The sequence below is a fragment of the Acidimicrobiales bacterium genome, assembly GCA_041394265.1.
Taxonomy (GTDB): Bacteria; Actinomycetota; Acidimicrobiia; order Acidimicrobiales; family SZUA-35; genus JBBQUN01.
This window is the reverse complement of sequence record JAWKIO010000005.1, coordinates 627,910-648,248: the sequence shown is the minus strand read 5'-3', so window position 1 is coordinate 648,248 and position 20,339 is coordinate 627,910. Positions and strand designations below refer to the sequence as shown.

Sequence of the window (20,339 nt, the reverse complement as noted above, 5' to 3'; positions counted from 1 at the left end):
AGCTGCCGCCCCAATTCGGAGCGTCAGCCCTTGACCGATCCGGCCAGGAGGCCCTTCACGAAGAAGCGCTGGAGCGAGAAGAACACGACGAGCGGGAAGAACGCCTGAACGAATGCACCAGCGGTGAGGAGGTGCTCGTTCTTGCCGAAGTCACCGGCAAGGTTGGCGATGGCCACGGTGGTCGGCAAGGCGTCGCCGCCCGCGGAGCCGAGCATCGTGACGGCAATGAGATAGTCATTCCAGGTCCAGAGGAACTGGAAGATGGCGAACGCAGCCAGCACTGGCACCGAGAGCGGCAGCACCAGGCGCCAGAAGATGGTGAAGTGGTCGGCGCCGTCGATGCGAGCCGATTCGAAGATGTCCTTCGGCAGGCTCACGATGTAGTTGTGCAACAAGAAGATGGCGAACGGCATGGCGAAGCCGGTGTGGGTGAGCCAGACCGAGATGGCCTTGCCGTTGAGTCCCCATGCCGGGACCAATGTGAGCGTCTTGTCGATGATCGGCAGGGTGAGATGGGCGCCGCCCACATACATGCGAAGGAGCGGAATGAGCGCGACCTGGAGCGGGATGGCGAGGAACGACACCACGGCGATGAACAACCACTTGCGACCCTTGAAGTCGATCCAGGCGAAGCCGTACGCGGCGAACGCCGCGACGGCAATCGGGATGATCGTCGCCGGAATGGCGATCGCCGCAGAGTTGAGCAACGAATCCTTGATCGAGTTCACCGTGCCCGCACCGAGCACCGTGTCGTAGTTGTCGAGCGTGAATCGTGTGCCCTCTCCGTCGCTCGCCAGCGTCCACCAGCCGCTGTTGCGCTGGGCGTCGCGAGGACGGAGTGAGTTGACGAAGAGCCCGAACGTGGGGAGGAGCCACAGGATGGCCATGGCCCACATGGGCACCCGACTCAGGGCGGTGTAGATCTTCCCGGCCGTGCTCGTAGCACCGGCGGTCGTCACGGCTGCAGCCATGTCAGTCCTCCTTCGTCAGGTTGTAGATGTTGAAGACCATCACGGGCAGGATGCCGAGGAAGAGCACCATGGCCAGTGCGGCACCGACGCCTCGGTTGCCGAATTGGAAGGCTTCGTTGTACATCGCATTGGCCAACACCTGGGTGTCGAACTGGCCGTTGGTCGTGACTTTCACGATGTCGAAGACCTTCATCACGTTCACCATGATCGTGGTGGCCACCACACCGATCGTCGGCAGGATCTGGGGCACGGTGATCCGCCAGAAGATCTGGCCATCGGTTGCGCCGTCGATCTTGGCCGCTTCGATGAAGTCCTCGGGCACCGCCTTGATGGCGGCCGAGAGGATCACCATGGCGAACCCGGTCTGGATCCAGATGAGGATCATCATCAGCCAGAAGTTGTTGAAGGGGATGCCCTGCACGAAGTTGATCGGGTTGGCTCGGACCACGTCACCCTCGATCGGTGTGTATCCGCCGATGCCGTCGCCGAAGGTCCGGAAGGCGACCCACAGGGGGATGACGCTGAGGACTCCATACAGCCCGGCGACGGCAGGCGAGTTGGCGAGGGCACGGACCGTGGCGACGAGCAGCGCCACGGCGGCCAACAGGAAGATGCCGCCAATGATCACTTTGCCTGGTGATTGGGTGGTGACTTTGCCCAGCCAGACCCAGATCGAGTTGAGCAAACCGGTCTGAGACTTCGAGGCATCACGGGCTTGATACATCATCAATCGCCAGATGATCGAGGCACTGACGAACGAGATCGCCATGGGCATGAAGACGAACGATTTGGCCATCGGTTCGAACTTCGCCCCGTCGGCGAGTTTGGCGACGGCGAGACCGAGCGCTGTCGACAGCGAGGTGACGGCGATGACCCACCAGATGTTGTTGATGATCGTGCCCCGAAGATGGGTGAAGAGCGCAAAGCTGAAGAGCCCGATGCCCATCATCAGCGGCATCAGCGGGGCACCGCCGAAGTTCATTCCCTGCTTGGTTTCGCGGCCGAGCAGGATGGCGAGCAGGACCGCCGCGGCGATGAAGAAGCCGGCCCAGGGCAGGATGGCCGAGCCCCACAGGGTCGCCGAAGCGACTGGTGTCGAAGTTGTCGTCGTTGGTGAAGATCGACTGGTAGTTGTCCAACCCGACGAAGGCGTAGTCCTGGGACCCGGGTTCGACCGGCTTGTTCGCGTGGGCAGCCCCGCCGACCCCGACATCTCCCGCCCGCCATGACATCGTCGGCTCGACCACGACGTGCTGCTCGGCACTGCAAACGTTTACACTCTCCCCGCCTGGTTGCTGAGTCCTCGACGCAGCCGGCACGAGAGGTGTCACCATGGAGCGAAAACCCGCCACGATTGCCGATGTCGCTCGTGCGGCGCGCGTGTCGAGCGCCACGGTGAGTCGGGCGCTTCGTGGGCACAGCAACGTGAGCGACGAGACCCGTATGCGGATCGAGCAGGTCGCCAACGAACTCAACTACCGGCCGAACGCGTCGGCGGCCCGTCTGGCCAGCAAGACCAGCGCCGGCGTCGCATTGGTGGTGCCTGCGCTCGACAGTTGGTACTTCTCCACCGTCATGGCCGGCGTCGAGTCGGCGCTCTCGGCCGAGGGATTCGAACTGTTCATCTACGTCACGGGTGATCAGCAGGCTCGCCACCGGCTGATGTCCAGCTCACTTCCGCCGGGAACTGGTGGCGTGGTCCTGGTCGATGTGGCGTTGCGTCGGTCCGACATCGATCGGCTCGGTCACCGGGACATGCCGGCGGTCAGTATCGGTCTCGAGTTCGACGGGATGTCGAGCGTGGTCATCGACGACGTACGAGTCGGCGAGCTCGCCACTCGGCATCTCCTCGACCTGGGTCACCGCTCGATTGCGTTGATTGGTGGCCAGCCGGAGGACCCCATGGGTTTCGACGTGTCGCGTCATCGCCGGAGCGGCTACCTCCAGGCGCTGGCGGCCGCAGGAGTGACGCCGCAGCCCGATCTCGAAGTTCGTGGCGACTTCACCGTCTACGGGGGTTACCAAGCCATGAATCAACTCCTCGATCTCGACCCCCGGCCAACGGCGGTGTTCGCAATGTCCGACGAGATGGCCTTCGGCGCCCTGCGGGCCGTACGTGAACGCGGTCTCGACGTCCCCCGCGATCTCTCGCTGATCGGCGTCGACGATCACCCGATCGCCTGGGTCGAGGACCTCACCACCATCCATCAGTCGATCAGGAACCACGGCGCCACGGCAGCCAGGCTCGTGCTCGAGTTGATGGCGAGCGACGACCCACAAGCGCAACGCCGGATCGAACTCGGCACCACCCTGGTCGAGCGCCGCTCGACCGCCCCGCCCGACCCGAACGGAGCACCTCGATGACCACCCCCGTCCCACCTGACACCGCGCCTCGGCGATTCCCCGAAGGATTCCGATGGGGCACGGCGACCTCCTCCTACCAGATCGAAGGGGCGCACGACGTCGACGGGAAGAGCGAGAGCATCTGGGACCGGTTCTGCACCCAGCCTGGCGTGATCGCCGACGGTAGTGACGGCACGGTGGCGTGCGACCACTACCACCGCTACGACCACGACGTCGCGATGATGGCCGACATGGGGCTGGGCGCGTATCGGTTCTCGATCGCCTGGCCTCGGGTCCTCCCTGGCGGAACGGGTCCAATCAACCAGGCCGGACTCGATTTCTACGATCGGCTGGTCGACCGGCTCCTCGAGGCCGGCATCGAGCCGCACCCGACCCTCTATCACTGGGATCTTCCTCAGGTCCTCGAAGACCGTGGCGGGTGGCCGGTCCGAGCGACCGCCGAGGCCTTCGCCGAGTACGCGTCCGCGGTCGCCGAGCGACTCGGTGATCGCGTGAAGAACTGGATGACGATCAACGAACCATGGGTGATCGCCAACCTCGGCTACCTCACCGGTGAACACGCGCCCGGACGCTCGAGTCTCTCCGATGCGCTGGCGGCCAGTCACCACATCCTGTTGGCGCATGGCCTCGGCATGCAGGCCGTTCGCGCCGCAGTGCCCGACGCCAACGTCGGCATCGTCCTCAACTTCACGCCGGTGACCCGCATCGGTGACTCACCGGCGGCGCTCGAACGTCAGCAGTTGATCGACGAGTACGACAACCGGTGGTACTCCGACCCCCTCGGTGGCCGCGGGTACCCGGCCTTCGCCACCGAACGATTGGCCTGGGACCAGGCCGAGGTCCTCGACGGCGACCTCGACTTGATCGCCCAGCCGATCGACGTACTCGGTATCAACTACTACACCCGCCAACTGATCGGTGCGTTCTTCGGTGAGAAGCAGGGCCGGGGCGCCGAAACCGCCATGAAGTGGGAGATCCATCCGCCGTCCCTCGGCAAGCTGCTGAACGATCTGCACGAACGTCATGGCTTCCCCCGCATCATGATCACCGAGAACGGGGCGGCCATGGCCGATCACGACCGAATCGGCGATCGCATCGACGACGCTGACCGCATCGACTACCTCGCTCGTCACCTCAACCAGGTGGCCGACGCCATCGACCGCGGCGTGCCGATCGACGGATACTTCGCCTGGTCGCTGCTCGACAACTTCGAATGGGCCTGGGGTTACGGGCCCACGTTCGGACTCGTCGAGGTCGACCTCGAGACCCAGCAACGGCGGCCGAAGGCCAGCGCGGGGTGGTACGCCGCCGTCGCGTCGGCGAACGCCGTGGAGCCGTGGCACGAGCCGACGGCGTGATCATGCACCCCTGAGTGCGCCGCGGCGAAGTGGCACCGAGTGGCGCTTCGCGACAGACTGCGGTTCGTGGTGACGCCTGTCACCTCGAAGGCATCGTTTCGGTGACATCGTTTCGATGGCACTGCTTCCCAGCGTCCGAGGGGGACTCATGGATCTGCTCACCGCCCACGCCCAGGCCACACCCGACAAGGTCGCCGTCGTCGACGATCGACCGGGGCAGGAGCCCCGGCAGATGACCTTCGCCGAGTTCAACGCCTGCGCCAATCGACTGGCGAATGGCATCGTCGATGCGGGGATCGACGCCGGCGCCAAGGTGATGTGGCTCGGGCAGAATTCGCTCGAGGTCTTCGCCTTCTACCACGCCGCCCGCAAGGCGAGCACCATCTCGGTGCCGCTCAACTACCGCCTTTCGGACCCCGAGTCGGTCTACGTGATCAACAACTCCGACTCGGAGCTGATCTTCGCCGACGTGGAGTTCGCCCCGTTGCTCGCCCGGATCCGCGGCGAGATCCCGGCCGTGAAGCAGGTCGTGATCTTCGGTGGGGAGCCCCTCGAAGGCCAGATCTCGCAGGACGACTTCTTCGGTTCTGACGCCGAGGTCGACCGTGACCAGGCCGCCGCCGGCACGATGATCTACACCTCGGGCACGACGGGCAATCCCAAGGGTGCGGTGCGCCACGCCACCTCGTCGCCCGAACAGGGCGCCGGGTTGCTGAACCTGATCGGCTACGGCCCCGGCGATGTCTACATCACCTGTGGCCCGCTCTATCACAGCGGTCCCGGGGGCTTCGCCGGGATCGCTCACACGCTCGGCAACACCGTGGTGCTGCAGCACAAGTTCGACCCCGAGGACTGGCTGCGCCTCATCGACACCTACAAGGCCTCATCGACCTTCTCGGCGCCCACCCCGATCCGGATGGTGGTGAACCTCCCCGACGAGGTCAAGGCAAAGTACGACACGTCCAGCATGAAGATCATGATCGCCAACGCTGCGCCCTGGCCGCACCCGCTCAAAGAGGCGTACATCAAGGACTTCCCGCCCGAGTCGCTGTGGGAGGTCTACGGCTCCACCGAGATGGGCGTCAACACCGTCCTGGCCCCCGAAGACCAGATGCGCAAGCCCGGATCGTGCGGCAAGCCGGCGCCATTCGTCGAGGTCGCCCTGTTCGACGACGACGGCAACACGATCGACGAACCCAACGTGCCGGGCGAGTTGTTCGTGCGGGCATCGTCGGTGTTCGACACCTACTACAAGGCCGAGGAAAAGTACGCCGCCGACGATCGCGATGGCTGGCACACCGTCGGCGACATCGCCTACCGCGACGACGAGGGCTACCTCTTCATCTGCGACCGCAAGAAGGACATGATCATCAGCGGCGGGATGAACATCTATCCCGCCGAGATCGAGGCGGCGCTCGAGAAGCACGAAGGGATCTACGAGGTCGCCGTGATCGGTGTCGAGTCCGAACAATGGGGCGAGACCGTCATGGCGATCGTCGTGCCGAACGGGCCGGGGCCCGACGGCAAGGTCATCGACGTCGAGGAGATCGACCGCTACGCCCGCCAACAGCTCGCCAGCTACAAGGTGCCCCGGATCATCGAACTGATCGACGAGATCCCCAAGACCGGCTCGAACAAGATCCTCAAGCGCGAGCTGCGTGAACGGTTCGCCGACGTGAAGGGCTGAGTCGCTCGCCGAACGCCGACGAGATCAGGTCGAGGCGTCGGTGTCGGGAAGGCACCGGCGCTGCTCGGCCCACTTCGAGGCCTCGGCCCGGGCTTCGACCTCGGCCGGAATGTTGCGATACGCCTCGTGCCAACGTCGGCACTGCCACCAGCCGGTGGCAAACGAGCGGAGGTAGTTGGCCGCGAACCCGACCGTCCCCTGCTCCCGCCACTGCCGGACGTGCACCAACTCGTGCGCGAGGAGTGCACTGGTGCCGTCGTCAGGCTCACAGCTCTGCATCAGCACGAGCGGGCCGAGGGTCATGCCCAGATACCGGCCCGGGAGGAGCGGGATCTTCGCGACCCGGACCCGGCGAGCCAGTGCGGGGTCGAGGTGCTCATAGGACGCAATCTCGGTGTCGCTGAGTCGCCGTAGCCGTGGTGTCGCCGGCTTCACGAGCGCACCTCGCCTGGTTCCCGCTGTGCCGTGGTGCGCTCGCCCGGCTCCCGCCATGCCTCGAGCGTGATCGAGAAGCGATCCACCCACGTGCCCGTCGATGCCTCGAGCGTCCGAGCACCGTTGCTGAGTCCCGCCGCTCGTGCGGTGGCGGTCGATGCTGCGTCGTCTGCGCTCACGCTCGCGGCGAGGAGGTCGACATCCAGCAGACCGAATGCCCAGTCGATCACCGCCATGAGCGCCTCGGCGGCGAGGTCGTCCGTCGGTGTCTCGGCGGCGGTCGCGCCGCCGTTGCCAAGACGCCACACCATGTCGAGCGAGCGACCGTGGTTGGCCTCGGCGGGAAGGAGCCCAGCGAGTCCGACGAAGCCACCGTCGTCGAGTGACTCCAGCGCGAACACCCCGAAGCCGTCGTCGTCCCATGCCCGTTGGAGGGTGCCGACCGGGTCGGTGATCTCGTTGTCGATGCCATCGACGAGATTGCCGACCGAGGACGCCGCACCGCTCAACAGGTGATCGAGGTCGGCTCGGTCCTCGGCCCGCCACGTTCGCAGCAGCAATCGCGGCGTCGCCAGACAGATCATGGCCTCACGGTAGAGGCGTTTCCGCCTGAGTTCTCCTGCGCCCGGCCTTCTCGTAGCATCGAGAGATGAATTTTCGCCGGTTCCTCGGACTCGCCGGGCTTGCGTCCGTGATCGGCGCCGTGGCGGTACGCCGGCGTTCGGCCACCGCCACCGAGCAGGCGGTGCTCGGCAACCGGATGGCGGCCCGCAACCTTCGGCTGGCCCGCATGGGCCTGCGAGGTGGGCGGCGGTATGCGGTGAGCAAGGCTCGGCAGACCTTCGCCTCGGCCGAACGCAAGGAGGAGCTGGCGCTCGAGTTCCAGATGCAAACGGCCGCCGACGTGACCCGTGAGCTGGGGAACATGAAGGGCGCCATGATGAAGATTGGGCAGATGGCGAGCTACATCGACACCGGCCTGCCCGACAACGTGCGCCAGACCTTGGCGTCGCTGCAACACGATGCGCCGCCGATGAGTCCCGAGTTGGCGGCGGCCACCCTGCGAGCCGAGCTCGGCGCCGGACCCGACGAGCTGTTCGCCGAGTGGGACCCCATTCCGATCGCCTCGGCATCGATCGGGCAGGTCCACCGGGCCATCACGCTCGACGACCGGGCCGTCGCCGTGAAGATCCAGTACCCGGGCGTGGCCGACGCCGTCCGCTCCGACCTCGGCAACGCCGACTGGATCTTCGGGGCCATGTCGTCGATGTTCCCCGGTCTCGAATCGGGTCCGATCGCCAACGAGCTCAAGGAGCGGCTGTACGAGGAACTCGACTACGAGAACGAGGCCGCCAACCAGCGCTACTTCGCCGAGTTCTTCGACGGCCATCCCCGCGTCCACGTGCCGAAGGTGATCGACGAGCTCTCGGGCCCTCGGGTGCTCACCACCGAACTGGCCACCGGTCATCGGTTCGACGAGGTCCTCACGTGGGACCAACACGAGAAGAACCTGATCGGCGAGACGATCTTCCGGTTCTCCTTCGGCTCGATCTATCGACTCCATGCCTTCAACGGCGATCCCCACCCCGGGAACTACCTCTTCGACAAGGGCGGTCGGGTCACCTTCCTCGACTTCGGCCTCGTGAAGCGGTTCACTCCTGAGGAGACCCAGCTGTTCGAAGACCTCATCACCAAGATGGTGCTCGAGCGCGACGATGCCGGCTTCCGGAAGCTGGTCGAAGACGCCGGCCTGCTCAAACCGAACGCCCCGTTCAGCGACGAGCAGGTCGAGGACTACTTCCGCTTCTACTACCGCTATGTCTTGGATGACGCCGTCATCACGATCGACCAGGAGTACGCCGAGGGCGGGGTCAACCACCTGTTCGACAAGTCCGGGCCGCACAGCGAGCTGATGGCGATGCTCAATGTGCCGCCGTCGTTCGTGGTGCTCCAACGCATCACCCTCGGACTCATCGGGATCCTCGCCCAGCTCGAGGCGACCCTCAACTACCGTCGCGTGGCCGAGGAACTGTGGCCGTTCGTCGGCGCCCCACCGTCCACCCCGATGGGCGAGGAGATCGAGCACTGGCGTCGCGGCCGCCACGAATCCCACGTGGGCCTCTGACTGCTCATCCAACTGCCGGGGCTACGTCCAATCCAGCCAAAGCTCCGGGGCTGCGTACGCTCAGCCGCGCAGAACCCCGGAGGTTGGATGATTTTGGACGGTGCCCCGGAGGTTGGTGCGGTGGTGCGGTGGGGCCGGACGGCGGGGGCAGGGCCGGGGGCGGTCGTGTCAGGGGCGGCGGGCGATGAGTTCGATCTCGACGTTGGAGCCGAGGGGCAGCGAGGCCACGCCGATGGTGGTGCGGGCGGGAAACGGCTGCTCGAAGCGAGTGGCGTAGGCCGCATTCATCTCGGCGAAGTCGTCCATGTCGGTGAGATACACGTTGACCTTCACCACGTGCTCCGGCCCGAGTCCAGCCGCTTCGAGCACCGAGAACAGATTGTCGAAGCACCGGTGTGTCCTGGCTCCGACGTCACCGTCGAGCAGTGAGCCGGTGGCCGGGTCGACGGGGGTCTGACCCGAGCAGTAGACGAACGGGTCGGCATCGATGCCGTGGCTGTAGGGCCCGACCGAGTTCGCTGTCGGGCTGACGATGGGTTGGCGCATCGCCTCACCTTAGGACCACTGGCCACGGGCGGCGGTCGAGGACGGTGCCCGGCACCACGGATGCGCTGGCTCAGGTTGGTCGGCGGACGGTCGATAGTGAGGGGATGACCGTTCTGCGCGCCCACGAGCAGGGTGAGCTCACTCCCTCTCGGCACTCGGCGCTCTTCTTCCTGATTGCGGTCGCGTCGGCGGCGCTTGCCGTCGTCGTGGCCTTGACGACCACGGACCGAACGCTCCCGGTCTTCGCCGATGTCGATCCCGTGTTGTCGTCGGGTGCGATCGATACCGCCGACGAGCTGCTGTCACAGACCGGTCACCGCGTCGAGCGGGTCGATGAGCACGCTGCCGCGACGCTCGCGGGCTACTACACGGCCATTGGCACGGCGACCGACACCGGCTGGCGGCTGAGCTTCGACCCCAGCGACGACGGGACCCCGCTCGCCATCGAACGGTCGATGGCGGGTGCCTACGCCGCCGGTCAGTCGGTCGAGCGGGTCGGTGATTTCGAGATCGTCGGCACCGGGCCCGCGCCGGCGTTGTCGCTCGACGCACCGCTCGATGAGCGGGTGGCGACGCTCGCTGCCATCGTCGAACTCGGCGGCAGCCTGGATGGTCGCCTCGCCACCCTCAGCGTCGATCGCACCGACGCCGTGATGTCGCTGGCCCGATCGGTTGGGCTCGAGCCTCGGATCGTTGCCGGCGCATCGACCGACGCCGTCGTCCTCGATCGAGTGGTCGACCGGGCAACGGTCGCCGACTGGACCTACGGTTGTCTCGACCGCGTGCCGTTGGTCGGGGAGCGGGGCTGCGCCGGACCGGGGTCGAGGCTCGCGTACGTCGATCCTTCGCTTGCGCTCACCCCCGACCGGCCGATCGACGCCTGGATCGCCGGGATCACCGGACCGCTCGATCGGACCGAGCCCCACTGGCTGACCCCGGCCGAGGGTGCGGTCGGCTGGACCAATGGTGAAGCGCAGCAGTACCGCGACACCTCGGTGACCCGGACCGACGAGCGCGTCATCTTGACCGCGAGTCCCCATCCCGAGCCACGGGTCGATCGAGCGCCGTTCGACTCGGGCATGGTCATCTCGCAGGCGACCTTCGGCTGGGGACTGCTCGAGGTCGACGTGACCATCCCGGTCGGTGGCGGGCTGTGGCCGGCGGTCTGGCTTCTCGACGCGGAGGCCTGCGTCGCCCCGGGCATGTGTGATGGCTACGACACGCCGAGCTATCACGAGATCGATCTCCTGGAGACGTCGGGCGACACCGAAGTGTCGACCTCTGTCCACTGGTTCGACGAGCGTCTGCGTTCGGCGTCGACCGCCAACGACATCCCGACGATCGCCGATGGTGGCACCCACACGATTGCGATCGACCGTCGCCCCGGCCTCCTCATCTGGTCGATCGACGGCGTCGAGATCGATCGGATGACCGGGCCGGCCACCGCCGATGAGGGCCCGCACCGTGCCGCACCCATGCGGCTCGTGGTGAACCTGGCCGTCGGTGGCACACTTGCCGGCGACCGTCTCCTTGGTCCCACCAGCCCGTGGTGGGGATCATCGATGGTGCCTGCCGCGTATCCCGATCTCGGGTGGTCGAGTGCCTCGATGACGATCGTCGACGCCCGTTTCACCGCGCTCGACGACCTCCTGCTCGGCTGAGCCCGCCGACGGTTCGCTCAGCTCGAAGGTCGTCCACCGGGACGACCTGTCGGGCGTTCGGGCACCGCACAGTGACCCTCGGGGCAGCTGTCGGGCCACGGCCCCGACGCTCCGAGAAACAGGCGCGGTGCCTCGTTGCGGCGTTCCTCGACCAGCGCTCGGATCATCGACACGAACGCCGGCGCGTTGCCGACGGTGGCGGCCCGCACCATCGTGATGCCGACCTCGTCGGCGACCGAGGCGGCGAGTGTGTCGAGGTCGTAGAGCACTTCCATGTGGTCGCTGACGAACCCCAGCGGGCACACCACGACCTCGTCGACGCCGTCGGCGGCAAGGGAGCGAAGGTGGTCGCCGATGTCGGGTTCGAGCCACGGCACCTGCGGTGGCCCACTTCGCGACTGGAACACCAGGTCCCACTCGCCGCGGTAGCCGGCGAGGTCGGCAACGATCGCCGCAGCTTCTTCGAGCTGGGACACATAGTCAGACGTCGCCGCCATCGCCGTCGGCACCGAATGCGCCGTGAAGAGCAACCGGGGCCGTCGATCGGGATCGAACTGCGCCAACGCCTCGGCGACATTGGCCGCCGCCGGTTCGAGGAAGCCGGGGTGGTTGTAAAAGAGCCGTAGCTTGTCGAGCGTGGGGCCTCCCGGTACCGCCGCTCGCTCGAGGTCTTCGCGGTACTGACGACAGCCGGAGTACGAGCTGAAGGCCGAGGTGGCGAAGACCAGCGCGTGCTGCACACCGTCGTCGGCCATCTGCGCCACCGTGTCGGCGAGATAGGGGTGCCAGTTCCGGTTTCCCCAGTAGATCGGAAGGTCGACGCCGTGCGTCTCGAACTCCGCTTCGAGCGCAGCGATCAGCGCTCGATTGTGATCGTTGATGGGTGAGACGCCGCCGAAGAGCGCGTACTGCTCGGCCACCACCGCCAGCCGTTCATCGGGCACGTTGCGCCCCCGAGTGACATTGCGCAGGAACGGCATCACGTCGTCGGGACCCTCCGGGCCGCCGAACGACAGGATCAGGAGCGCATCGAACACGTCCGCAACCTAGCGGGCGGTGGCACCTGCCTGTTCGAGTGAGTACTCGACCGTCCGCTTGGACCGGTCACGAGCCTCGATGACCGCCCGGCGGCTCGGCGAGCGGGGGGCGTAGCCGGCCGCCGCCCGCTGCTCGTCGTTCTCGCCGCCCCAGAAGCCGTGTTCATGGTTGAGTCTGGCGTTGCGCCGACACGGCAGGATCGCCGGGCAGGACAAGCAGTACGTGAGCGCAAGTGCCTCACGTTCGACCCGCCGCTCGGGACGCTCCGCCTGGGGACCGAAGAACACATGGGTCACCCCCTTGCACATGGCGAGGTCCTGCCAAGCCACGTCGGTGTCGGGGTGAAGCGTGAACTCGGTGTCCATGACGGTCACTTTCTGCTGGTGGGGCGGTGGCGACAGCGCTACCGGAACGGGCTCGTCCTTTCCGGTCACACCTTGTACGAAACACCTTTCGCCCGAATTCCCTCGATGGATGCACCAACCAAGGAGCAGGCGAAACAATTCCGCCTTCGGGGTACCCTCGTCACTCGGCATCGGCCTGGCCCGGCGCCACGAGCGCCGAAGAGGGGAGGAGGCGACACATGCGAGTCGCAACCTGGAACCTGTGGTGGCGCTTCGGGCCATGGGAGGAACGCCAACCGGCCATTCGTGCGGCGCTGGCCGACATCGACGCCGACGTCGTACTACTCCAGGAGGTGTTCGGCCCCACCGCCGATCATCACGATCAGGCCGAAGACCTGGCCGATCACCTCGGGATGCACTGGGTCGCCACCACCAACCACACCTCCCAAACGTCGTTCGGCTCTCACACCGGCCGAACTTCGTTCGGCTCTGACACGTCCCGAACTTCGTTCGGCTCTGACACGTCCCGAACTTCGTTCGGCTCTGACACGTCCCGAACTTCGTTCGGCTCTGACACGTCCCGAACTTCGTTCGGGAATGCGATTCTCTCCCGCTGGCCCGTGCTCGACGCCGATCAGCGAAACCTCCCCGATCGATCCGGCAGACCGGCTCACCGCACCGGACTCTGGGCGCTGCTCGATCACCCCGACGGGCCACAACCCGTTGCCACGACCCATCTCGAATGGCGCTATGACGACTCGCGGCTACGACAAGCCCAGCTCGATGATCTTGTCCATTGGCTCGACCAGCACCATCGCGGGCTGGGTGCGTTGCTCGACGCCCCACCCGACGAACACCGACCCCTCATCTTCGGCGGCGATCTCAACGCCACCCCCGATTCCGACGAGGTACGACGACTGGTCGGCCTCGCGCCGGGGTACAGCGACCACGGCGACGCCGTCCGCGTGTTCACCGACGCCTGGGCGGCCTGCGGCGACGGCGACGGGTTCACCTGGACCCGAGACAATCCCCACTCGAGCGACGCCCAGTGGCCTCGCCGCCGCCTCGACTACCTGTTCACCTCCTGGCCCCGACCGAAGCCGACCGGCAATCCGGTCGCCTGTTGGGTCGCGGGCTCAGAACCGGTGGACGGCGTCGTAGCATCGGACCACGCCTGCGTGGTCGCCGAGTTCGACGACCGACCACCGTTCGACGAGCACCGCACCTCATGACCACGCCGACACCTCCCTCCGAACCGAACCAGCCCGTCGCCGGTTGGTACCCCGACCCCAACGGGTCCCAGTTGCGCTACTGGGACGGTCAACGCTGGACCGAACACGTTGCGCCCTACCCCGACGGGGATCCCGGCGCTCCGGCACCGTCACAACGCAGCGGTCCACCGTCACCGAGCGCGCCGCCGCCACCGCAGTTCGGTGACGCCGTTCACTTGCACGACCCGTCGCAGGCCGGCGACCGGCTCCCGGCGATCAATCAGTGGATGTCGGAGACCTTCCGGCTGGTCATCGACCAGGCCGGTCACTTGTTCACGATGCTGGTGGTCCTGACCTTCGCGATCGACCTCATCGCGGCCGGATCGACTTGGGTTGCCGTACGAGACCTCGTCCTGACCTTCAACGACGACGACTCCGTCAGCGTCGATGGTGCCACGTCGTGGATCGCCGTTGCGCTCGGGGTGTCGGTGTTGTCGATGGCGGCGAAGATCGCGTTGGCGGCGTGCGCCGCCCGCCACGTCCTTGCCGCTCGAACCGGCGTGCCCGAGTCGTGGTCCGACACCTTGCGCGAAGCGGGCGTTCGAGCACCTCGCCTCATCGGCTCGATCGTGGCGTTCTTCGCCGCCTTCGTGGTGCTGTACCTCATCGTGGTGCTGCCGCTCGGCGTGATCGCCGCCGTCATCCCGGTGCTCGGCCTCTTCGCGTTCGTCGCGGTCTTCGTCGGCCTCCTTGCCGGACTCGCCCGCATCGGGTTCGCTCCGCTGATGGCGCTCATCGCGCCGGTCGGCCAGGGCGGGATCGGGCGCAGCATCGCCCTCACCAACGGTGCCACCCGTGCGGTCATCAAGCGGTTGGCGATGCTGGCGCTGATCGGCTTCACCATGATCTTCATCGCCAGTCTGTTCACTGCGCCGCTGCTCGGTGGTGGCTCGGAGCTGACGATGGCCGACCGGGTCATCGATTTTGGCGAGGTCGTCGGCGACAACGCTGCAGCCTTCGGCATCGGCCAGGTGATCAGCGGCCTGGTTGCCGGCGCTTTTGCCGCACTGGTCGGCGGAGGCTTGGGCTTGCTCTACGCCGATCTCGGCGGCGCCATCGAACCGTCGATCACCGATGTCGATCCGACTGGCGCGCCGCCTGCCTCGCAGCCATGAGTGAGTCTTTGGCCGACGCGCCCGACCCACTCATCGCCAGCGAACAGCTCGTCATCGACCACGCCTACGCCTGCCTCGATGCGATGTTGTTGCGAGCTCGTGCGGCGCGCGAAGTCACCGATCGAGCGGTCCGAGACGAGAACACCGCCGACGCTCGCATCGCCCAGTGGCATCTTCGCAAGCGCGAGGCCGAGCTTTCTGCGGGATCCGGTCCGCTCAGCTTCGGTCGGATCGACGAGGAGCCGGTGCGTGTCGGATCTCCCGGCGACCACTGGTACATCGGCCGCCGCCACGTGGAAGACGCCGGTGGCGATCCGGTCGTCGTCGACTGGCGAGCGCCGGTGTCGGCACCGTTCTACCGAGCGACCAGTGTCGATCCCTGCGGACTCACCAACCGCCGTCGCTTCAGCCTCGACGATCGCACGCTCGTCGCCGTGTTCGACGAGGACCTGACCGATCCCGACGGTGACAGCCACGGCGGTCTGCCCGATCCGCTGCTCGCCGAACTGGAACGGGCTCGCAGCGGGCAGATGCGAGACATCGTCGCCACGATCGCGGCCGAGCAGGACGAGATCATCCGCGCCGATCTCGACGAACTCCTGGTGGTCCAGGGCGGACCGGGAACGGGGAAGACCGCCGTCGGTCTCCACCGGGCGGCCTTCCTGCTCTTCCAGCATCGCCATCATCTCGAGGAGCGCAAGATTCTCGTCGTCGGACCGAACCCGCTCTTCCTCCGCTACATCGCCGACGTGCTGCCCTCACTCGGCGAGTCGGCGGTGGTGCAAGCCACCGTGCCCGGGCTCATGGCTGCTCGCTACCCGGTGCGAGCCGTCGACCCCGACGCCGTCGCAGTGGTGAAGGGCGACCGTCGCATGGTCGAGGTCATCGATCGCTTCCTGATGGCCAAGATCTCGGTGCCTGCCGAGGGGTTCGAGTTGCGTTCAGGGGTCGCGGTGATCCGCTTCGATGCCGTCGATATCGAGCAGCTGCAGAAGACGGCGTTGGCACGACGATTGCCGCTCAACGCCGCCCGTGACATCTTCCGCCAGATGATCGTCCAGGAGGCGTGGCGTCGGCACAGTGAGCGACCGGGTGTCGACCCGGGTGGCCAGCCCGGTTTCGTCGCCGGGGTCAACCGTGACGCCCAGTTCAAGAAGGACTTCGACCGGAGCTGGCCGGCGTTCTCCGCCCCGGTCGTCGTGCGTGAGATGTACAGCTCGAAGCGCAAGCTTGCTGCGGCGGCCAAGGGTGTCCTCGATCCTGACGAAATCGTCCAGCTGGCCCGAACGGCGACCAAGAAGGCAACCGACGAGCGGTGGACCGCAGCCGATCTCGGTGTGATCGATGAAGTGGTCGACCGTACCGTTGGGGTGCCGACCACCTACGGACACCTCGTGGTCGACGAGGCGCAGGACCACTCGGCGATGAACCTTCGACTGCTCGCTCGCCGGGCCGAACGCGGATCGATGACCATTCTCGGCGACCTCGCCCAGGCCACGAGCCCCGTCGCCGTTCGTAGCTGGGAGCGATCGATCGAGCTGCTCAGCGAACAGCGGGGCGACGAGAACGCTCGAGTGGTCGAACTGACCGTCGGCTACCGCGTCCCGGCGAGCATTCTCGACCTGGCGAACCGGCTGCTACCCGTCGCAACCCCCGAGATCACCCCGACCCGATCGATCCGGCCCGGGGGTACCGATCCGCTGATCGTGTCGACGACGAGCGACCACCTCGGTCCGAGCGTCGTCGAGGAGGTTGCGGTGCTGCGGGAGCAGACCGAGAGCCTGGCGGTCATCGCCGTCGACGCCGACCTCGAACTCGTTGCCGCTGCGCTCGAGTCGGCTGAGATTCCTCATGACCGGGTTGGGCGCGGCTCGTTGCCGGGCGCCGCAGCGGTGGCGCTGATCGATCCGGATGCGGTGAAGGGGCTCGAGTTCGATGCCGTCGTCGTCGTCGAGCCGGCGGCGATCGCCGAACTCGACGCCGGTCTGTTGCGGCTCTATGTGGCGATGACCCGTCCGGTGCAGCACCTGGGCATCGTGCATGCGCGCCCGCTGCCGCCCTCGCTCGTCGCGGCCGCCGAAAACAACGAGCGCCCCGATCGCTGATTGCGCAAATCTGCTGCCACAATCACGCGATGCTCCTCGCCGCCGAGTCGTCCCGCTCCAACTTCGCGTCGATCGACGTGCCGGCCAGCGACTGGATCGCCCTGGCCGTCGTCGTCGCCGTGATGCTCGGCATCGACCTGTACCGCCACCGTGAGGCCCATGCGCCGACACAGCGCGAAGCGCTGATCGAGTCGTTGGTCTGGGTGATGACCGGGGTGGCGTTCGGCGTCTTCCTCTTCCTCGTGCACGGCGGCCAGGTGTTCGGTGAGTACATCAGCGGTTACTTGATCGAGAAGTCGCTCAGCGTCGACAACGTCTTCGTCTGGTCGCTGCTGTTCACCACCATGTCGATCCCGATCAAGTATCAACATCGGGTCCTGTTCTGGGGCATCTTCGGCGCACTGACCCTGCGGGGCATCTTCATCGCCGCCGGCAGTGCGCTCATCTCGGCCTTCTGGTGGGTGCTGCTGATCTTCGGCGTGTTCTTGATCTTCACCGGTTTCAAGATTCTGCGCCACCGGGAAGACGAGGGGGAGGACGCGAGCGTGCGAGGAATGGCCACCCTCGAGAAGCTCATGCCCGTCAGCCACGAACTCGACGGCCAGAAGTTCTTCACCACGCTCAACGGCAAGCGGGCCGCCACGCCGCTGCTCGCGGCGCTGGTCGTGATCGAGCTGACCGACGTCATCTTCGCCGTCGACTCGGTGCCTGCGATCCTCGCTGTGTCACACGAGCCATACATCGTGTTCGCCTCGAATGCGTTCGCGATCCTCGGCCTGCGAGCCATGTACTTCCTTTTGGCCAACGCTCGGGAGCAGTTCCACTACCTGTCCCATGGTCTCGGGGCGATCCTGATCTTCGTCGGCATCAAGATGACGATCTCGCACTGGTATCACCTCAACACGTACGTGTCGTTGGCGATCATCGCCACGATGCTGGTCGCCGCCATCGTCTTCAGCCTGCAGCGAGCCAAGCAGCTCGGGATCCGACCCACCGAACTGCACGAGCACCACGACCACTGAGCCGGCGCCAATCGGCGCAGGTCAGCAGTTGTCGTCGCGCTCCTCGTTGGTGCCGCCGACCGGCTCGATATCGGGCAGCCGGGCGCCCGGGAGGGTGAAGCAACCGTCGACCTCGTAACCCTCGACGTGTTCGATGATCGATTCGTGGTTCGGCTTCCGCCAGAACATGATCTTGTCGAGCCAGCCCATCGCCTCAGTGTGCCACGACGACCCGGTGCGTGCCTCGTTTGGCGGCCACGCAGACATCAGACGTCAGACTTCAGACGTCGAGCAGGTCCTTGTCGATCAGGTCGGAGTTGCCGATGATGTAGTCCTTTCGGGTCGACACATCGGACCCCATCAGCACGTCGAACAGCTCGGCGGCGCGAACGGCCTCTTCACCGTGCGCCATGCCCATGCGTTTGAGGACTCGAGTGTCGGGGTTGAGCGTGGTCTCCGCCAGCTCGTCGACGTTCATCTCGCCGAGACCCTTGAATCGCTGCCAGCGGCCAGGATCGATGTTCTTCTCGGCGCCGATGCGATCGCGCTCGGCCTCGTCGAAGGCGTAGATCTGCTCGCCCCGCCACTTCACACCGAAGAGCGGTGGCTGCGCCGCGTAGACCATGCCGTGCTCGAGGAGCGGGCGCATGTGGTGGTAGATCAGCGTGAGCAGCAGACAGCGGATATGGCTGCCGTCGACGTCGGCGTCGCACAGGATGATGATGCGGCCGTACCGGGCCGAGGCGAGATCGAAGTCGCGCCCACTGCCGGCGCCGATGGCGGTGATGAGGGCTTGCGCCTCGGCGTTGTCGAGCACCTGCTTGAGTGATGCTTTGCCGGCGTTGACGACCTTGCCCCGCAAGGGGAGCACCGCCATGATCTCGGCGTCGCGCCCGGCTTTGGCCGGTCCGGCCGCCGAGTTGCCCTCCACGATCAGCAGTTCGGAGTCGGGGCCGTGGTTGCGGCAGTCGGCCAGCTTGTCGGGCATGCCGTTGTTGCCGAGGTTGGCGGCCTTGCGGCGGGTTTCGAGCTGCTGCTTGGCCAGCACCCGGTTGAGGACCGCCTGGGTCATCTTGTCCTTGAGTGCGTTGACCTGGACCTTCTTGCCGCCGCCGCTGGCCCAATCGCCGAAGCCCGCCTTCACGGCGTCGTAGACGATCTTCTGGGCGGCCGGGGTACCGAGTTCCTGCTTGGTCTGACCCTTGAACTGAGGCTCGGGGAATGTCACCTTGATGGCAGCGACGAGACCTTCCTGCACGTCGGACGGCGTGGCCTTGTCGTTGCCGTCCTTGGCGAGCTTCTTCAGCTTCTTGGCATCGCCGAGCAGCAGATCGTTGGCGACGAACGACAGGGCCCGTTCGAACCCCTTCACGTGGGTGCCGCCCTCGGACGTGGGAATCGTATTGACGAAGCTGACGATGGTCGAGTCGTAGCCCTTGACCCAGCGCATCGCGACGTCCACCGTGCACGGCCGCATGACGTCGGTCATCTTGCCGTCGACCGGGACCTTCTCTTCGAAGCTGGCCTCTTGGTGGACGGTGACGATGTCGGTGATGTTCTCGCCGATCGACAGATAGTCGACGTAGTCGGCGAGGCCGCCGGCGGCGATGAACTCCTCGGGCTCGATGCCGGGAGTGCGGCGGTCGTGGAGCTTGATGTGCAACCCGGGGACGAGGAAGCAGACCCGAGCCACGTGGTCGCGCACCCGCTGGTATTCGAGTGCGGCGTCGGGATCGAAGATGTCGAGATCGGGCCAGTAGCGAACTCGGGTACCGGTTCGGCTCTTGGGGATCTCCTTGACCTTGGCGAGGGTCGACGTTTCCTTGAACGTGCCGTTCTTCAGGTAGTTGCCCGGCACGCGGGCCTCGAAGCACAGCCGCCAGGTGGCGCCGTCGCGGTCGACCTCGGCAACGAGTTTGGACGCCAGCGCGTTGACGACCGACGCGCCCACACCGTGGAGACCGCCGGAGGAGTTGTAGGCACCGGAGCCGAACTTGCCGCCAGCGTGGAGCTCGGTGAACACGATTTCGAGGGCGGTACGGCCGTCGGGCTTCTTGTCAATGGGGATACCGCGGCCGTCGTCGCTCACCTCGATGGAGCCGTCGCGGTGCAGCACGACCTCGATGTGGGACGCGAAACCGGCGGCGGCCTCGTCGACGCCGTTGTCGATGATCTCCCAGACCAGGTGGTGCAGGCCGTCGGTCCCGGTGCCACCGATGTACATGCCGGGGCGCTTGCGCACCGCTTCGAGGCCCTCGAGGACCTGGATGTGCGTTGCGTTGTAGTCGTTCTTCTTCGTTGCCATGTGCGAGCTACTT

18 protein-coding genes are annotated in these 20,339 nt (G+C 66.3%); 9 read left to right on the top strand and 9 right to left on the bottom strand.

Translation table 11 applies throughout. The annotated features are described in order from the left end of the window. Nucleotides 1-23 precede the first annotated feature (23 nt). Nucleotides 24-971 (bottom strand): carbohydrate ABC transporter permease, encoded by a 948-nt coding sequence (locus R2733_03155; GenBank protein MEZ5375481.1) that lies wholly within the window; start codon nucleotides 969-971, stop codon nucleotides 24-26. 1 nt (nucleotide 972) lies between these two features. Further along, nucleotides 973-1,953, bottom strand: a complete 981-nt coding sequence (locus R2733_03150) for a sugar ABC transporter permease (GenBank protein ID MEZ5375480.1) — start codon at nucleotides 1,951-1,953, stop codon at nucleotides 973-975. Between the two features lie 350 nt (nucleotides 1,954-2,303). Between R2733_03150 and R2733_03145 the strand changes: the two genes are divergently transcribed. The 3 genes from R2733_03145 to R2733_03135 all read left to right on the top strand — a co-directional run bounded on the left by R2733_03145 (nucleotide 2,304) and on the right by R2733_03135 (nucleotide 6,380). Beyond that, nucleotides 2,304-3,335: a LacI family DNA-binding transcriptional regulator gene (locus R2733_03145; GenBank protein ID MEZ5375479.1), complete on the top strand. Its 1,032-nt coding sequence runs from the start codon at nucleotides 2,304-2,306 to the stop codon at nucleotides 3,333-3,335. Continuing rightward, nucleotides 3,332-4,693, top strand: a complete 1,362-nt coding sequence (locus tag R2733_03140) for a GH1 family beta-glucosidase (GenBank protein MEZ5375478.1) — start codon at nucleotides 3,332-3,334, stop codon at nucleotides 4,691-4,693. The genes R2733_03145 and R2733_03140 overlap by 4 nt, the downstream gene beginning before the upstream one ends. Before the next feature lie 148 nt (nucleotides 4,694-4,841). Beyond that, a complete protein-coding gene (locus tag R2733_03135; protein ID MEZ5375477.1) occupies nucleotides 4,842-6,380 on the top strand; it encodes an AMP-binding protein in 1,539 nt (512 codons plus the stop codon). 24 nt (nucleotides 6,381-6,404) lie between these two features. Here R2733_03135 and R2733_03130 read toward each other — a convergent pair whose 3' ends face one another. Together R2733_03130 and R2733_03125 are read right to left on the bottom strand one after the other, a co-directional pair. Continuing rightward, complete coding sequence (locus tag R2733_03130; protein ID MEZ5375476.1) at nucleotides 6,405-6,815, bottom strand: hypothetical protein; 411 nt, start codon at nucleotides 6,813-6,815, stop codon at nucleotides 6,405-6,407. Next, nucleotides 6,812-7,399, bottom strand: a complete 588-nt coding sequence (locus R2733_03125) for a GNAT family N-acetyltransferase (protein MEZ5375475.1) — start codon at nucleotides 7,397-7,399, stop codon at nucleotides 6,812-6,814. The genes R2733_03130 and R2733_03125 overlap by 4 nt, the downstream gene beginning before the upstream one ends. A gap of 65 nt (nucleotides 7,400-7,464) precedes the next feature. On the opposite strand from R2733_03125, the gene R2733_03120 reads away from it, so the two are divergent. Then, nucleotides 7,465-8,940, top strand: coding sequence for an AarF/ABC1/UbiB kinase family protein (locus R2733_03120; GenBank protein ID MEZ5375474.1), 1,476 nt, complete (start codon nucleotides 7,465-7,467; stop codon nucleotides 8,938-8,940). Nucleotides 8,941-9,108: 168 nt separating this feature from the next. Here R2733_03120 and R2733_03115 read toward each other — a convergent pair whose 3' ends face one another. Further along, nucleotides 9,109-9,486, bottom strand: a complete 378-nt coding sequence (locus R2733_03115; protein ID MEZ5375473.1) for a Rid family detoxifying hydrolase — start codon at nucleotides 9,484-9,486, stop codon at nucleotides 9,109-9,111. Nucleotides 9,487-9,590: 104 nt separating this feature from the next. Between R2733_03115 and R2733_03110 the strand changes: the two genes are divergently transcribed. After that, on the top strand, nucleotides 9,591-11,147 hold the full coding sequence (locus tag R2733_03110) for a glycoside hydrolase family 16 protein (protein MEZ5375472.1): 1,557 nt from the start codon (nucleotides 9,591-9,593) through the stop codon (nucleotides 11,145-11,147). A 17-nt stretch (nucleotides 11,148-11,164) separates the two neighbouring features. Here R2733_03110 and R2733_03105 read toward each other — a convergent pair whose 3' ends face one another. Together R2733_03105 and R2733_03100 are read right to left on the bottom strand one after the other, a co-directional pair. After that, complete coding sequence (locus tag R2733_03105) at nucleotides 11,165-12,184, bottom strand: ferrochelatase (GenBank protein ID MEZ5375471.1); 1,020 nt, start codon at nucleotides 12,182-12,184, stop codon at nucleotides 11,165-11,167. 9 nt (nucleotides 12,185-12,193) lie between these two features. Continuing rightward, nucleotides 12,194-12,550, bottom strand: coding sequence for a WhiB family transcriptional regulator (locus tag R2733_03100; GenBank protein ID MEZ5375470.1), 357 nt, complete (start codon nucleotides 12,548-12,550; stop codon nucleotides 12,194-12,196). A 218-nt stretch (nucleotides 12,551-12,768) separates the two neighbouring features. Between R2733_03100 and R2733_03095 the strand changes: the two genes are divergently transcribed. From R2733_03095 to R2733_03080, 4 genes are read left to right on the top strand one after another with little or no spacing between them, the layout of a single operon-like run. Then, the gene (locus tag R2733_03095; GenBank protein ID MEZ5375469.1) at nucleotides 12,769-13,761 is read left to right on the top strand and encodes an endonuclease/exonuclease/phosphatase family protein; all 993 of its coding nucleotides are present in this window, start codon (nucleotides 12,769-12,771) and stop codon (nucleotides 13,759-13,761) included. After that, nucleotides 13,758-14,915 carry a DUF2510 domain-containing protein gene (locus R2733_03090; protein MEZ5375468.1) on the top strand — a complete coding sequence of 386 codons (1,158 nt, stop codon included), beginning with the start codon at nucleotides 13,758-13,760 and terminating at the stop codon, nucleotides 14,913-14,915. Before R2733_03095 ends, R2733_03090 begins: the two co-directional genes overlap by 4 nt. Then, nucleotides 14,912-17,020 (top strand): AAA family ATPase, encoded by a 2,109-nt coding sequence (locus tag R2733_03085; protein ID MEZ5375467.1) that lies wholly within the window; start codon nucleotides 14,912-14,914, stop codon nucleotides 17,018-17,020. Before R2733_03090 ends, R2733_03085 begins: the two co-directional genes overlap by 4 nt. A 29-nt stretch (nucleotides 17,021-17,049) precedes the next feature. Beyond that, nucleotides 17,050-18,042, top strand: a complete 993-nt coding sequence (locus tag R2733_03080; GenBank protein ID MEZ5375466.1) for a TerC family protein — start codon at nucleotides 17,050-17,052, stop codon at nucleotides 18,040-18,042. Nucleotides 18,043-18,063: 21 nt separating this feature from the next. On the opposite strand, the gene R2733_03075 is transcribed toward R2733_03080, so the two are convergent. Both R2733_03075 and R2733_03070 read right to left on the bottom strand, forming a co-directional pair. After that, nucleotides 18,064-18,231 carry a hypothetical protein gene (locus R2733_03075; GenBank protein MEZ5375465.1) on the bottom strand — a complete coding sequence of 56 codons (168 nt, stop codon included), beginning with the start codon at nucleotides 18,229-18,231 and terminating at the stop codon, nucleotides 18,064-18,066. A 70-nt stretch (nucleotides 18,232-18,301) separates the two neighbouring features. Continuing rightward, nucleotides 18,302-20,326 carry a DNA topoisomerase IV subunit B gene (locus R2733_03070; GenBank protein MEZ5375464.1) on the bottom strand — a complete coding sequence of 675 codons (2,025 nt, stop codon included), beginning with the start codon at nucleotides 20,324-20,326 and terminating at the stop codon, nucleotides 18,302-18,304. Nucleotides 20,327-20,339 lie beyond the last annotated feature (13 nt).

What these genes read in the sequence shown, in the direction of transcription:
- R2733_03085 (MEZ5375467.1), top strand. Translation starts at nt 14,912, where the DNA reads ATGAGTGAGTCTTTGGCCGACGCGCCCGACCCACTCATCGCCAGCGAA.
- R2733_03070 (MEZ5375464.1), bottom strand. Translation starts at nt 20,326, where the DNA reads ATGGCAACGAAGAAGAACGACTACAACGCAACGCACATCCAGGTCCTC.
- R2733_03090 (MEZ5375468.1), top strand. Translation starts at nt 13,758, where the DNA reads ATGACCACGCCGACACCTCCCTCCGAACCGAACCAGCCCGTCGCCGGT.
- R2733_03115 (MEZ5375473.1), bottom strand. Translation starts at nt 9,486, where the DNA reads ATGCGCCAACCCATCGTCAGCCCGACAGCGAACTCGGTCGGGCCCTAC.
- R2733_03145 (MEZ5375479.1), top strand. Translation starts at nt 2,304, where the DNA reads ATGGAGCGAAAACCCGCCACGATTGCCGATGTCGCTCGTGCGGCGCGC.
- R2733_03080 (MEZ5375466.1), top strand. Translation starts at nt 17,050, where the DNA reads ATGCTCCTCGCCGCCGAGTCGTCCCGCTCCAACTTCGCGTCGATCGAC.
- R2733_03125 (MEZ5375475.1), bottom strand. Translation starts at nt 7,399, where the DNA reads ATGATCTGTCTGGCGACGCCGCGATTGCTGCTGCGAACGTGGCGGGCC.
- R2733_03100 (MEZ5375470.1), bottom strand. Translation starts at nt 12,550, where the DNA reads ATGGACACCGAGTTCACGCTTCACCCCGACACCGACGTGGCTTGGCAG.
- R2733_03155 (MEZ5375481.1), bottom strand. Translation starts at nt 971, where the DNA reads ATGGCTGCAGCCGTGACGACCGCCGGTGCTACGAGCACGGCCGGGAAG.
- R2733_03140 (MEZ5375478.1), top strand. Translation starts at nt 3,332, where the DNA reads ATGACCACCCCCGTCCCACCTGACACCGCGCCTCGGCGATTCCCCGAA.
- R2733_03120 (MEZ5375474.1), top strand. Translation starts at nt 7,465, where the DNA reads ATGAATTTTCGCCGGTTCCTCGGACTCGCCGGGCTTGCGTCCGTGATC.
- R2733_03095 (MEZ5375469.1), top strand. Translation starts at nt 12,769, where the DNA reads ATGCGAGTCGCAACCTGGAACCTGTGGTGGCGCTTCGGGCCATGGGAG.
- R2733_03075 (MEZ5375465.1), bottom strand. Translation starts at nt 18,231, where the DNA reads ATGGGCTGGCTCGACAAGATCATGTTCTGGCGGAAGCCGAACCACGAA.
- R2733_03150 (MEZ5375480.1), bottom strand. Translation starts at nt 1,953, where the DNA reads ATGAACTTCGGCGGTGCCCCGCTGATGCCGCTGATGATGGGCATCGGG.
- R2733_03110 (MEZ5375472.1), top strand. Translation starts at nt 9,591, where the DNA reads ATGACCGTTCTGCGCGCCCACGAGCAGGGTGAGCTCACTCCCTCTCGG.
- R2733_03135 (MEZ5375477.1), top strand. Translation starts at nt 4,842, where the DNA reads ATGGATCTGCTCACCGCCCACGCCCAGGCCACACCCGACAAGGTCGCC.